This is a genomic window from Changchengzhania lutea (genome assembly GCF_006974145.1).
Classification (GTDB): domain Bacteria; phylum Bacteroidota; class Bacteroidia; order Flavobacteriales; family Flavobacteriaceae; genus Changchengzhania; species Changchengzhania lutea.
Map to the genome: position 1 here is coordinate 3,353,373 of NZ_CP039456.1, position 14,279 is coordinate 3,367,651.

Consider the following 14,279-nt stretch of genomic DNA (forward strand, 5'->3'; position numbering starts at 1 on the left):
GGGTCAGACTTTAAGTAAAAGTCAAACCCTCGTTATTTTAAGTTACACACTTTTTAGGATAGTGTCAGTGAGTTCAGACCCATTAATTTTCATCAAAACTCTCTAAAACCAATGGCAAATATTTTGATGCAGCTTTCATTCCAATTACAGATAAACCTAAAAGAACCGTTGTTTTCATTTCTGGCCTTGTTGCTCCTGCATTCTTCGCCATTGGCACGTGCATTTTGACGGCTCTTTCATCATCTGCAATCATTTTCATTCCGATGTATATCAATTGCTTGGTTTTATTATCTAAACCTTCGTCTGCAATTAATGATTGAATAAAGCCTGCGTAAGCTCTTTGAATTTCAGGCGCTTCTTCAACAAATGTTTGTAATGGATTATTGTTCATATTATTTAATATTTAGATTTGAATAACTTATTGATATGCTTTCGTATTTATTTTCAAGCGCTTTGAGTTCTATTGGAATCTCTTTGATATACTTATCAAAAAATGATAATACCAAGGCTCTTTGTAATTCCATCGCATTTTTGTCGCCTTCGGTTATATATTTTAAGTCTGTAAAATTATCGTGAGAGAACCCATTGATGGTGATTTGATAGCAATCTTGTACAGCGTTTTCTATAAATGTCAATGCTCTTAAATATTGATTTCCTTCTTGATTACTTGAAACAAACATAAATGGAACTTTGAGTTTGTTATGATACAAATCTCCAAATTGAAATCCATCCAAATTTATTCCTGCCCTTATATCAGTGTTACCGGAACATATTTGCCCAGCAGTTGCTCCACCTAAAGAATGACCAAATATTCCTATTCTATCAAAATCGAATATGCTGTGGATAATTTCATCATTATTATGTATTGCCTTTATCTTCTCAAGTGCTACTTCCGTATCTGATGCCCATAAAGTTGTGCTTTCATTATGTAAAGGAGTAAGTTGCAGCATTTTTCTATAGGCTTCTGCATTTTCTTTAATATCGTTTGAATTTAATATTGTGGATTGCCACCTCCCAATTTCCGAACTATTTAATTCTGGTTCTCTTTTGCTATAAAATTCATTGTCAGTTGTGTTGCTAATAACCTCTCCGTTATCTTTTATAAGCAAAGCAGATTCGTTTTCGTGTCCAACACTTACAATAATATATCCATGACTAACAAGTTCTTCAAACACAGTTTGGTAAACTTGGGTAAAACCACCGTATCCATGATTATATATAAGAACCGGAAATGTTTTATTAGAAACGGGTGGAGCATTTAAAATAGTATTACTCTCTATTTCAGAGAAATAACTGGTGGCAAAAGTTGGAATTCCTAAAAAATCAGAAGCATTTGAAATGACTTGTTTCGTTCTAAATGGTTCTTTTTCCTCAGAGAGTGAGTTCGTTGGGTACCAAATTTGAAATGAAAGAAGTCTTTCATTTCCTGATTGGGACTTATTGTAAAAAAAGGTGCGTTGTCCAACTTTATATTCACCTGTTGGGTCAAGCATTTTCGGCAACTCTCTTATTAATTCATCTTCTTTTCCAAAAGCAATTTCCAATATTTTAAAAATAGTGTTTTGTTTTGCAAATACAGCCTTGAAAGATTGCACAATATTTTCTGAGTTAACTTTCTTTGTTGTAAGCTTACCATACTCAAAATAAAACTGACCATTATAATTAGTTGAATCTACTTTGTATTCCACATTTTCGACATCATTTCTTGAAAATACAAACTCGTATATAGAAACAATCTCACTTTTATTCTTTATTGGCATTAATTCAGTTGTATAAAAAATTGCGTTCTCATCAAAAATCAACTTTATTTCATTTAGATTTTTTGAATTTTCAGCTTTTTCCAATCTCTTGATGAGTTGATTGCCTTTGTTCTTATGAGAGGCTTTATTATTGCAACTTACTACTAATAAAATTAAAAATACTCCTAAGATATTTTTCATATATTTTCTGTTTTATGTCTCTAATTTTTTCTAATTGAATAAAACACTTTCAATTGTTGTTTAAATATTCTATTGCCTTTAATAGTTGTGTGTCCTTGTCTTTTAACAAATCTTCTCGTTTCATTTCTATGGCGATATCAGGTGTAATTCCATTATTTTCTGGATTAAACCCATTTGGATATTCAAACTTGTAAATTGGGATTACTAAAGCAATACTATCGTTTATTAAATATCCGTTTCCCCACAACATTTGACCGGGTGTTTGATTTCCAATAATTTTCCCAATTTTAAAATATTGAATTATTCCTGCCATATTTTCTGCTCCCGAAATACTCATTTCATCAATTAATATAGCAACTTTGCCTTGATACTTACTGCCTATAGGTTCTATAAAATCTTCATTTTGTTCATTTCTATTGATATAAGTTCCGTATTTTCTCCTTTCTGAAACAAACCTACCGAGCAATAATTTCATAGCTTCAATTGAACCACCGTCATTTCCCCTTAAATCAATAATTAATCCCTTTGATTTCTCCACTTTTTCTAAATTGCTTAATACATGATCTAAATTGGCAGGATTAAAAGCATTAAATGATAGGTAAGCAATATCCTTTGAAATAAAATAACTTTCAGAATGCAAGAAGGCTAGTGGCAATCCACCACCTAATGATATTCCGTTTTGTCTTTCTGTTCGTGTTAATATTTCAGAATGGGATTTATTATGTTCATCTAAAAAGACTAGTTCAACCCTTGTCCCTGATTGACCATAGATTAGCCTTAAAACTTCTGATGTAAGATGAAATGTTCTATTTATATCATTGAACGGTGGTTTGAATTTTACTAGCTTTTCGATTTCAGATAGTGTTAAACTTTCAATTCTTTCAATAATGAAACCTACATTAATATTTGCAATGTCTGCTGAAAAGTTTTTTAATACCTTTGTAACTACTATTTGATTTTTAATAACTCGGATATCAATTCCTATTTCACCATTACTAAATATATATGGTGACACTGTTTTGTTTAATTCAGATATTAACCCAACACCACAATGAGAGCTATTAAGTTCAAATAGCATTATATTTAGTAATGAAAAAAGGGAGTCGGTGTTATTACAAGCTTCAATTTGGGCTTTGTAATCCATATGCTTTTTCTCCCAGTCAATTCCATTAAAATTTGGGTCATAGAAATGCTCGTTAACAGTATTCCAAACCTGTTCAAATATTTCAATTCTTTCGCTCTTTGCCATTCCTGTTTCTTGTGATTGACAAGAAGTGAAGAGAAAAGGGCTTATAAAAAGAAGTATGTATGTAAGTTTGTTCATTATCTAAATTGAATTATAAAAAAAGCAAACTGTATGCCGTCATAAAGGGCGTGAGATACTATTAACGGTAATAATCTGCGATATTTATAAAAGTAAAAACCCATAATGACACTTTTAAGTCCTATAGAAATTATTCCAGCAGTTCCTTGATATAAATGGGCTACTCCAATTAGTGCAGAAGCCAAAAATATTGCAGCAATATGCCAATTCTTGTTGTCATTAATATTCCACAAGCATTTTAATAAAAACACTCTGGATAATTCTTCAAAAAGTGCAATACCAATCCATAAAACAGGTCCAAACCAAATAATCATTAACAACGGATTATTTGCCAAATCAATCATTGTATTAATCAATTCGGTGTTTGGCGGATTTTCATTGGGTATCCATTGATAAAGCGTTGCTCTTTCTAAAAAGAACAAAGCAAAATAGATTGCAGTTAAACCTAAACCTATTAAAGTATCCCAATACCAAGTTCCTTTACCAGAATTAAATGTTTCTTTAAATGTATCCCTTATCAAGTACTTATTAAGAAATAAAATCAGAAGGCTTATACCAGCACCAAAAATCAAAGGATAAACTGTCATATCAGTTGTCGAGAAATTTTCAGTTTGTGTCAGTCTATACCAAATCATTATGATATTGATTGGTAAAATTGCAATGCTGATTGCTAAAATATTTCGTAATGTTTTATTCATTCTTTCTTGGTTTTCCAATGACTCCAACGTAGTAGAGATATTTTTGAATAACAGGTGGAAGGGAATCCATATCTTTTTGGATTATGAGGTCCTCGGTGAGAGGAGCAGCTTTTATCTCAGTTAAAACATCGTCTTTATAATGGTTTTCAAACCGACATATTGCTAAATAAATAATAGCAGTTATAAGAATAATACCATTTGCTATGGGACCAAATTTGGTATCCTTCCAATAGATAATAATTAAGATTTGAGATATGAAGACTGCTAGAATTGCAAGCACGATCCACCAATTGTGATTTTGAATAAAGAACATAAAAGTAACTATAAATAATAGTGCAGTTGAGCCCCAAAGTATTCCCAATGGTTTGGAAATACTTTGGGATAATTGGCTTATTTCTGCTAACTGAAACGCTTTTATAAAACCTAAAAAATGTAAAAGGGCATGAGTTAACATTAGAAAACCAAAGAGATATTTCATGGTATACTATTTAAAACGTCTTCGCAATCCCAAGCCCAAAAGCCACATAATTAAGATCTACATCAATGCTTAGATCGTCCGTAACCTCTAAGTCCCTAGTGAGACTATGATATCGAACTGTTGGACGAAAGCTCCAATCATTACCAATATTATAGTCTAATCCAGCTTCAATCTGCCAACCCAAACCATGACCGGAATCGTCTATAAGATCTCCATCGCTATCCTCAAATTCTAAATGATTGTAAATGGCACCTGCTCTTAATAGGTAGGAAAGATTTTCGGAAGAACCAATAGGATGGATGAACTGTAACCCTAAGGTATAGCCTGTTTCATCTAAGTCGGCATCAGAATCTTCAATAGGAAAGTTATTGTAACCCCAACCAAGATACGCATGTAAATGTTCCATAAAACGGTAACCTACAGTGGCCTCAAACCCAAAGCCAGTTCTTATTTTTGACGCTCCTAAATCTTCAGATGGAAAACTAAGAGCTGGCCTTAATTCTGCCGACCATTGGTTTTGTGTAAAAACCATACTTGACATAAGCAGGAATATTGCACACATTAAGTGAATTTTTGGATTCTTCATTATACTGTGTTTTAGATTAAAATTTAATCAAAAGTATAATTGCACTATGGTTGACACAATGATATTAATCAGTGTAGAGATACATAAATTGAAACCTGTTTACAAAATGATATTGGCCAGTGACGCCCCATTAATAAGACTTTTTTGGCTAATCTTTTACTTTGAATACTTTTTCTAAAATAGTGTCCATTAAACACCATTTTGAAATGCCGGATTGCAATAAATTGGTACCTACAAAAGCCGTGAACCAGAGCCAATTTATGTTTACATAAATGGCTAATAACAAGCTTATTAATATAAATGTTCCTGCAATGCTTCTTACGATTCTATTTTTCATAATGATTTATTTAAATGAATTTTTCAATGGGAACCACTATTGCTTTAATAGGGTTATTGGTTACTAATTCGGCATTGAATTCCTTGATTAATTTGAATGCAGCATCGATATTTTTGCCTTCCGTAAACGAAAAGAACATTCTGGAATCTGCCCCTCCTTTGCTACTTGGAAACCAGCTTGAAGTCATTAATAATGCTGCTGGGTTTTTATAGCCATCGATATCTGATTCGCTAAAATTCTCGATTTTTGCGTCTTTAAATAGTTGTATAATATCCTTATGATATTCCTCTACAACAGTTACGATTAATAGTTTCATGTGTTTATATTTATTGTTTTTTATAGGACACATGCTGTTCGCTATTAATCATTCCATTGGGTGATAAAGCTTTTAGCATGCTCGTTTCATGTGCTTATATTTATTGTTTTTCTATTGTCACATGTAACATCCATACAATCATTTTTATGTGTGACTAAAGGTTTAGTCATGGATGTTTCATTTTATTTGTAATTTTTGCGTTCAATCATAAAATACACCAAGGGCACAACTAATAAAGTGAGCACTGTAGACACAATGGTTCCTCCCATTAATGAGATTGCCAGTCCTTGAAAAATGGGGTCAAATAAAATTACAAAGGCTCCTATGACTACTGTTCCGGCGGTTAATAAAATTGGTGTTGTTCTAACAGCTCCTGCTTCAATAGCGGCTTGTTTTAATGGGATGCCATCATCCAATCTAAGATTGATAAAATCAATCAATAAGACTGAGTTCCTTACCATAATCCCTGCTAAAGCGATCATACCAATAAAAGATGTTGCCGTAAAAAAAGCGCCCATAACCCAATGCCCTAGTATAATGCCAATCAAGGATAACGGAATAGCCACCATCATAACTATAGGTGCCTTAAAATTTTGAAACCAACCTACAATTAACAAATAAATAATGATGATTGCTCCCATAAATGCGATACCTAAATCTCTAAATACTTCAAGCGTAATTTGCCATTCGCCATCCCATTTCACGGTGTAGTTATCTTCAAATTCTGGTTGTCCTAAATACATTTCATCCAGTTTGTAACCCTCAGGAAGTTTTACGTCTTTCAATTTATCTTCCATTCCTAAGATTGCATATACAGGACTTTCTAGTTTTCCAGCCATATCGGCCAATATATACACCACGCGTTTTTGATTTTTTCTGTAAATGCTTTTTGCTTTTGTTGTTGACTGAATATTCACCAAATCACCAATAGTAATCATACGTCCTTGTTTCGATTTCACTTTTAGTTGTGAAATATCACTAATGGTTGATTTTTCTTTTTCATCCAAGGCTAAAATTAAACCAACTTGATTTGAAGCATTTTCATCGTACAATGTTGTAATCGCCCTATTGGATAATGCCATATTCATGGTGTAAGCAATTTGTTGTGGTGCTACACCATATAACATGGCTTTTTCTTTATCGATGATGAATTCATATTCCACCTGATTGGCTTCAACCATCCAATCGATATCCACAACATCATCTGTGTTTTTAAGGATATCCTTTATCTGGTTGGCGACATCAATTTGCTGGTCGTAATCCGGTCCATAAACCTCGGCTACAATGGTTGATAATACAGGAGGGCCTGGGGGAACTTCAACCATTTTTACATTCGCATTGTATTTTGAAGCTATTTTTTGAATCTGCGGACGTAATAATTTGGCGATATCGTGACTTTGTGCATTTCGTTCTTCTTTATCAATCAAATTCACCTGAATATCTGCCATATTGCTACCACCACGTAAATCGTAATGACGCACCAAACCGTTAAAGGTTATTGGCGCTGAAGTTCCAACATAGCTTTGATAGTTCACTACTTCTGGTCTTGTAGATAAATACTGTGCAATCTCTTGTGAAACCACAGCAGTTCGTTCTAAAGTCGTGCCTTCTGGCGTATCGATAACCACTTGAAACTCATTTTTATTATCAAAAGGCAACATTTTTACAGCCACCGATTTGGTAAAGAACAATACCATAGAACCCATTAATAGTAGGAATGTGAGTCCTAAAAACAACCAACGTTTGGATTTACTCTCTAGTAAAGGACGTTCGAACTTATCATACATTTTGTAGATAAAAGTCTCTTCCATTGGTTTTTCAACCTTTTCTTCTTCACCCTTTTTATCTTTTTCACGAAGGAAAATAAAACCCAAATAAGGTGTAATTGTTAAAGCAACGAATAATGACAAAATCATCGCAATAGAAGCTCCAATTGGCATCGGACTCATATATGGCCCCATTAAACCAGATACAAAGGCCATTGGTAACACCGAAGCAATTACAGTAAATGTTGCTAATATAGTGGGGTTACCAACTTCATTAATGGCATATAAAGCCGCTTGTTTAAATGGCAAGCGTTTCATTTTGAAATGCCTGTGCATATTTTCGGCTATAATAATGGAATCATCTACCACAATACCTGTTACAAATACTAAGGCAAACAATGTAATTCGGTTTAGTGTGTAATCCAGCATGTAGTAGCTCAACAAGGTTAAAGCAAAGGTAATTGGCACGGACAAGAATACAACCAATCCACCACGCCAACCCATGGCTAGCATGACCACGAATGTAACTGCAATGATAGAACCTATAAGGTGTAATAATAATTCTGATACTTTTTTAGAAGCGGTTTCTCCGTAATTTCTTGTGATTTCTACGTGAACGTCATCTGGAATCAAATTAGTGCGTAAATGTTCTACTTTATCTAAAATTACATCTGCAATTTTCATGGCATCAGCTCCTTTTCGCTTTGCGATAGATATAGTAACTGCTGGATATTCCGATTTATAGGTTGTTCCTTTATCACTGGCTTGACCAAAGCCTAGACTTACGTAATTGATTGGCACTTCCGGACCATCAACAATTTTTGCAACTTGCTTTAAATAAATGGGCTGATTTTGCTGAACACCTACTACTAAATTCTCTACATCTTCTACCGTTTCCAAAAATTTTCCTGTATTTACAAGGAATTCCGTATCACCTTTATCAAAACTTCCAGCGCTTAACTGTTTATTATTGGCTTTGATCATTTCAGAAATAGCCAAGAAATCCAAACCGCTTGCAGCGAGTTTATCCTTGTCTAATATCACTCTTAATTGACGGTCTCTACCACCAATTTCATGAGTTACTGCAACATCATTTATCTTTTCAATTTCACCTGTTAGTTCCTGAGCAATTTGCTTTAGTTGGTAATCATCATGATTTTCACTCCATAATGTTAATCCAAGCATGGGCACATCGTCAATGGCACGTGTTTTTACCAATGGAAACGTTACACCTTCTGGCATTTGATCCATGTGTTTATTGATTTCGTTGTATAATTTTACAAACGAACGCTCAATATCTTCGCCAACATAAAACTGGACAATCACCATGCCTTGTTCCTTCATCGACGTTGAATACACATATTCAATACCTTTTATGTTGGAAATCAATTTCTCCAATGGCTTGATAACCCGAGATTCCACTTCAGTTGGGCTTGCTCCTGGATATCCCACGAAAATATCTGCTATTGGCACATCAATTTGGGGTTCTTCTTCACGTGGAATTAAAAAGGAACTATAGACTCCAATAACCATAAACACAATCATTAAAAGCACTGTAAGCTTAGAGCTAATAAAGACTTTTGCTATTTTTCCTGCTAAACCTTCTTTCATCTTTTAAGCCCCTTTTAATTTCCCAAAGGAAAAAAATATTACGGGGTGTTTTTTAATTAATATTTGTTTTATACTATTCTAAAGCTGAACACTGAAAACTGTCTACTGAATACTAATTTTAGCTCCGTTAAATAATTTTCCTTCCGCAGACACGATATACGGTTCATCAGGAGATAAACCTGATAAAACCTCTACATGGCCTCCATAAGTTCTTCCTAAACGTAACCAACGCAATACAGCTGTGTTGCTTTGACTTGTAGTGTAAACACCTGATAATTGACCACGAGTAACAATAACTTCAGTTGGAATTAAAACCATATTTGATGCGGTTGCTTTTTTAGCTATTGGAAATTGAACTGTGGTGTACATTCCTGATAAAATAGTAGCGTCTGTTTTATCTAAAGCTACTTTTACCAAGAATTGTCCACCTGTATTTTTTGCCGATGTACTTACTTCAGTCACTTTTCCTTTTATGGTTTTGTTTATTGATTTTACAACCACATCGACTTCAATTCCTTTTTTGATTTGTGATATTTCACTTTCTGGAACCATGGCCATTACCTCAAACTTCCCCGGAGTTTCAACAGAAATCAAAGGCACTCCTGGGTTTGCCATATCGCCAGCGTCAATATTTTTGCTAGTAACTACACCACTAAAAGGTGCTGTAATATTCGAATAAGCGAATTGAGAATTAACTTCGTTCTTCATCTGGTTTGCAGCTTCTAAGCGTGCTTTAGCCATTTCATAACGGGCTGTCATATCATCCATTTCCTTTTGGGACGCACTGTTGTCTGCAAACAGGTTTTTAAAACGATTGTAATCTTTTTGGGCATTATTAAAAGCAGCTGTTGCTTCGGTAATACTTGCGTTTGCTTGCGCACGTTTTGCTTGTAGGTCGGCATTGTTAATAGAAACCAATAATTGTCCTTTTTTAACTTTATCGCCAACATCTACGTGAACCTTGTTTACAAAACCCATCATACGCGTGCTTAAATCGGCACTATTTTCTGCTTGAATTTTTCCACTTGCAGTTACAAACGGATTTTCTCCATCTGTTTGTACCAAATTTACCTTTACAGCAATTGGAGCCGAATTATCTGCGACTACTTTTTTTTCATCGCTACCACAATTCGTCATAAAAATTGATAATGTGATTAGGGCGATCATGTATGTATATTTTTTCATTGAATTTGTTTTTTTATTTTAAAACCTTGCAGGATAATCCTATTTATGTTATTTGCCGACTGCTCACTGCGACTGAATACTGCATACTATTGTCATTCCTTAGTTAAAAATTGTAAATAGGCTTGTGCATAATTATATTCGAAAACGGTTTGATAATAGTCCAGTTGTTTTTGTGCATATTGCGTTTCAACCATTAATAAATCGGATGTTTTTTCAAGACCTTCTTTAAATCTATTGGTTCTAATTCGCAATGATTCCTTGGATTGGTTTAATGCCAACTCCGTTAGTTTTAACCTGTTTTCAGCATCTAGGAACATGCGTTTTGCTTTATTGAATTCCAGATTGCTTTGCGATACGTATTGCTCATATTGTAACTTCGATTTTTCAAAAGTAGCTCTGCTTTTTTGGGTTTTTCCGAAACGTTTGGAGCCTTCAAAAATGGTCCAGCTTAACTGCGCTCCAAATAAATAGCCGTTGGCATCTCCTTGAAAGACCTGGTCATCATACAATTCATAACTTCCAAAAGCATTTAGTTGTGGTAGAAATGTCATTTTATCAGCTTTATATAGAGATTCATAAGAGTCAGTTGCTAATTGCATCGCTTTAATATCTGCGCGGGTTTCGGGAATTATTTGGTTTTTTGTCCCAAATGTTGACACCTTCAAACTATCTTGGGGCTGATATAGTACGTTTATGGGGTCATTCATTAAAAATGATAGGTAATCTGAGGTATTCTGTACATTACTTTTTGCTGTGTATAATTGGTTTTCAACTTCGGTGACGCGCACTTCCATCGCTAAAACATCGGCACGTTGTAAGTAGCCTTGTTTAAAACTATTGTTTGCCAGTTTATTGTTTTCGTATGCAGCTTCCAATACTTTTTCCAATACATGCACCGCTTTATATGCCAACTGCAATTGCATATAAGCTTTTTCTACTTCAAACATTAAATAATCATGTGTGCGTTTGGTCTGTAGAGCCGTGGCCTGCATTTTGGTTTTAGCTGCTTTGCGTTGGTATAAACCATCTAAATTAATTAATGGTTGCTGAATTTCGAACTTGGTCGCAAAATTTTGAATTTGATTGGGGTCATTTAATAGGTCTGGATTAAAGTCGTTTTGTGAAATAATTTCCTGATTCAATTTGGAGCCAAAAGCCATTAAGGGGTTTGTGGTGGAAATACCAGTATGCGAAACCGAAACATTAGGAAGAAAAAGGGCGTTGGTTTGCCTAAATTCGGCTCTAGCTTCATTAAACTCTTGCTCAGAGATTTTAATGGATGTATTTGTTTCCGCTACTTTGTTCAATACTTCGGCTTTGGTAATTGGAATGCCTTGTTGTGCATATAATTTTGCTGCAAACCCTACGATTAGACCAAAAATTATGATAACTATATGATTCTTCATTGCTTTTTAATTTCGTGCGCAAAATTAGATTTATATATCCTATATCTGTGTAACTTATGTTACTTGCAGCAAAAGAATCAAGACTCCCACACGTGCGGGACTGATAGAATATAGACTCAAGACTTGATTGTGATTAGCTGATGATCAATTTAAAATAGATTTATAATTTCAGAAATCCTAATATTTTTACTTTTCCTAAAAACAAAGGGTGCATCTTAAAAAAGTCTTTCAGCCTATACCCAATATTTGGTTCAGATGGTTCACAAATTTTAACCGGACACTGCTAGTATTATTTGATTCTTTTTTTACCTGAAATATCTTCAATTTTGATTAGGAATACGGCAGGGACATTGTCTTTATAGATTTTACTGGAAAACTCGCTAATGAAGTTAAGTTTTTTATGCTCTTTTTCCATGATTACATCCTTAACCCCTAAAGAGAACTTGTGTAAATAAGCCTTGGCATCACTACCAAAACGTTGTTCAAATTGACCGTGAATTAGTATAGATTTCCAATTGGTTACCGTCTCAATTTCTTCGACTTGCATTGATACTGTATTATTTTTGCGCATGGCATTTATTTTATGCCCATCGCCAGAGTAACAAATAATGGCATTGTTCTCTCTATCAAAATAATAGGTGATAGGGATCACATAAGGCCTTTTTTGATAGATGTAGCCTAGGTGTCCTATATAATTATTTTCTAGAACGAACTTAATTTCTTTATCCTCTAGATTGATAAACATGGCTTTAGATTTAATGGGTAAGATAGCGCATTGCAGGCTATATATAAATGATAATTATCAGTCTGTACCTTTAAGTTGTATTAAAGTGATTTCAGGTCGCATCCCTAAGCGTCCTGGAAACCCTAGCCAGCCCAATCCTCGGTTTACATTTAGATATTGTGTTCCTAGCTTGTACAAACCAGCCCAGTGGCGGTATTTGTATTTAATAGGACTCCATTGTTGGTTTTTAAATTGAAATGCTGCTTGCATACCATGTGTATGTCCAGCTAATGTCAATGCGATATCGGTTTTATTAATAACTTCTTCGTTCCAATGTGTTGGGTCATGCGACAGTAAAATTTTAAAAGGGATATCATTAGTATGTATTAAGGGTTTTTGTAGATCTCCATACTGTTTAAATGGAGGTTTTCCCCAATTTTCAACACCCACAATAGCTATTTGCTCACCGTTTTCTGAAATAATCACTGCTTCATTCAATAAGAGTTTGAAACCAATATCATGATAGAATTGTTTAATGGCATTAAAATTTTCTTGTTTTGCTTTTATTGAATCCCATTGGCTGTAATCACCATAATCATGATTTCCTAAAACAGCAAATTTTCCTTTTTTAGCCTTTAACTTATTGAACACTTTATCCCATCCGTGTAGTTCCCATGAAAAATTATTTACCAAATCACCGGTCATGCAGATGTAGTCCGGTTGTAAATCATTAATCTTTTTAACCGCTTTTTCTAAAATGGCATAGCGATAATTAAAGCTTCCTAAATGGATATCTGAGATATGCACAATGCGTAAACCATGAAATGATTTTGGTAAGTTTTTAGATAAAATGGTATGGTGATGCACTTTAAATCGATAAGCCGCTTTAAAAATGCCATATAGGATCACAAAAAATGGCAGAAAGCCTGAGAACAACCCAATGATAGGAACTACAATGATTGATTCCGAATCAGAAAGTATAAAATTCGTGAAATAAAGGATAGAAATAACGACAACAAAAATGAATTTGGGTATAAACGAAGAAATAGCCAGCCCATAAAATGATGAAATCAATAGGTGTTTTCTAATAGGATTTATATCGTCTAACCTTACTTTTAAGATTATTATTGAACTGATTAATCCAATAGTAAAAACCCAAAAAAGTATATTGATACTTAATCTAATTATTGGTGAAGCGATAAATTGTGTAATAGATTGCAACCAATAGAATGCTAGTATGTCTATAACCAAAATTGCTATACACAATAAGATGATGGTGAATAATGAATACGACCTCATTTATGACTTCTTTTTTAATCGCCGTTTATCGCGCAAAGCCCACAAAATGCTTTTTACATCCGAGGCCCAATTATCGTACATAAATATAAGGGTTATTTCTTCAAAGGTTTCTAAAAGTCCAATCGCAATCATAATATAAAACAAACTGTATTCTGGTCCATAAAAAAGTGATGTTAGAATAAATATACTTTGTATAATAGCCGATAGTTTTGCTAAATAGGTATGAAAAGCAGTTGCTCTGCCATATTTAAGATATGCAATTACCATTTGAATAATGTAGGGTATAAAAACAATAAGAATTAGTACAAGATTTGTTTTTATGAAGTTAGTTTCAAAATAAAACAGCCCAATTAGCCCAACAATAAGTGTTACTTGGTCACCAAATGAATCGAGTTGAGACCCTCTGGGACTTACTATTTTTAATTTTCTTGCCAAAAAACCATCAATAGCATCTGTACAATAACTTATTAAAAGCAGCCATGAGAAAACTAAACGTAAATCGAACCCAATTAGCACTAATAAAAAAGGAGCAGCAAATATTCTGTAGAATGAAAACCAATCAGCAATATTAAAATTTTTGAATGTGAGCATACGCCTTTATTTTAAACG

The 14,279-nt window shown here is 33.9% G+C and carries 14 protein-coding genes; all 14 read right to left on the minus strand.

All coding sequences use genetic code 11. From position 1 onward, the window contains the following. Nucleotides 1–82: 82 nt before the first annotated feature. Nucleotides 83–391: a carboxymuconolactone decarboxylase family protein gene (locus FAF07_RS15075; RefSeq protein WP_142785884.1), complete on the minus strand. Its 309-nt coding sequence runs from the start codon at nt 389–391 to the stop codon at nt 83–85. Nucleotide 392: 1 nt separating this feature from the next. Then, entirely contained in the window at nt 393–1,940 is a 1,548-nt protein-coding gene (locus FAF07_RS15080) for an alpha/beta hydrolase (RefSeq protein WP_142785885.1), read from the minus strand. A 49-nt stretch (nt 1,941–1,989) separates the two neighbouring features. Next, nucleotides 1,990–3,189, minus strand: coding sequence for a S41 family peptidase (locus FAF07_RS15085; RefSeq protein ID WP_185956451.1), 1,200 nt, complete (start codon nt 3,187–3,189; stop codon nt 1,990–1,992). A 74-nt stretch (nt 3,190–3,263) separates the two neighbouring features. After that, the gene (locus FAF07_RS15090; RefSeq protein ID WP_142785887.1) at nt 3,264–3,962 is read right to left on the minus strand and encodes a CPBP family intramembrane glutamic endopeptidase; all 699 of its coding nucleotides are present in this window, start codon (nt 3,960–3,962) and stop codon (nt 3,264–3,266) included. After that, nucleotides 3,955–4,440 carry a hypothetical protein gene (locus FAF07_RS15095; protein WP_142785888.1) on the minus strand — a complete coding sequence of 162 codons (486 nt, stop codon included), beginning with the start codon at nt 4,438–4,440 and terminating at the stop codon, nt 3,955–3,957. The genes FAF07_RS15090 and FAF07_RS15095 overlap by 8 nt, the downstream gene beginning before the upstream one ends. A gap of 10 nt (nt 4,441–4,450) precedes the next feature. Then, nucleotides 4,451–5,026: an outer membrane beta-barrel protein gene (locus FAF07_RS15100; protein WP_246067721.1), complete on the minus strand. Its 576-nt coding sequence runs from the start codon at nt 5,024–5,026 to the stop codon at nt 4,451–4,453. A 148-nt stretch (nt 5,027–5,174) separates the two neighbouring features. After that, nucleotides 5,175–5,363 (minus strand): YgaP family membrane protein, encoded by a 189-nt coding sequence (locus FAF07_RS15105; protein ID WP_185956452.1) that lies wholly within the window; start codon nt 5,361–5,363, stop codon nt 5,175–5,177. A gap of 10 nt (nt 5,364–5,373) precedes the next feature. Then, on the minus strand, nt 5,374–5,679 hold the full coding sequence (locus FAF07_RS15110; protein WP_142785890.1) for a hypothetical protein: 306 nt from the start codon (nt 5,677–5,679) through the stop codon (nt 5,374–5,376). Between the two features lie 182 nt (nt 5,680–5,861). Further along, on the minus strand, nt 5,862–9,056 hold the full coding sequence (locus tag FAF07_RS15115) for an efflux RND transporter permease subunit (RefSeq protein WP_142785891.1): 3,195 nt from the start codon (nt 9,054–9,056) through the stop codon (nt 5,862–5,864). Between the two features lie 102 nt (nt 9,057–9,158). Further along, on the minus strand, nt 9,159–10,241 hold the full coding sequence (locus FAF07_RS15120) for an efflux RND transporter periplasmic adaptor subunit (RefSeq protein WP_142785892.1): 1,083 nt from the start codon (nt 10,239–10,241) through the stop codon (nt 9,159–9,161). Nucleotides 10,242–10,333: 92 nt separating this feature from the next. Then, on the minus strand, nt 10,334–11,647 hold the full coding sequence (locus tag FAF07_RS15125) for a TolC family protein (RefSeq protein ID WP_142785893.1): 1,314 nt from the start codon (nt 11,645–11,647) through the stop codon (nt 10,334–10,336). Nucleotides 11,648–11,936: 289 nt separating this feature from the next. Then, nucleotides 11,937–12,392 carry a pyridoxamine 5'-phosphate oxidase family protein gene (locus FAF07_RS15130; protein ID WP_142785894.1) on the minus strand — a complete coding sequence of 152 codons (456 nt, stop codon included), beginning with the start codon at nt 12,390–12,392 and terminating at the stop codon, nt 11,937–11,939. A 57-nt stretch (nt 12,393–12,449) separates the two neighbouring features. Next, a complete protein-coding gene (locus FAF07_RS15135) occupies nt 12,450–13,670 on the minus strand; it encodes a metallophosphoesterase (protein ID WP_142785895.1) in 1,221 nt (406 codons plus the stop codon). After that, complete coding sequence (locus FAF07_RS15140; RefSeq protein ID WP_142785896.1) at nt 13,671–14,261, minus strand: CDP-alcohol phosphatidyltransferase family protein; 591 nt, start codon at nt 14,259–14,261, stop codon at nt 13,671–13,673. Nucleotides 14,262–14,279 lie beyond the last annotated feature (18 nt).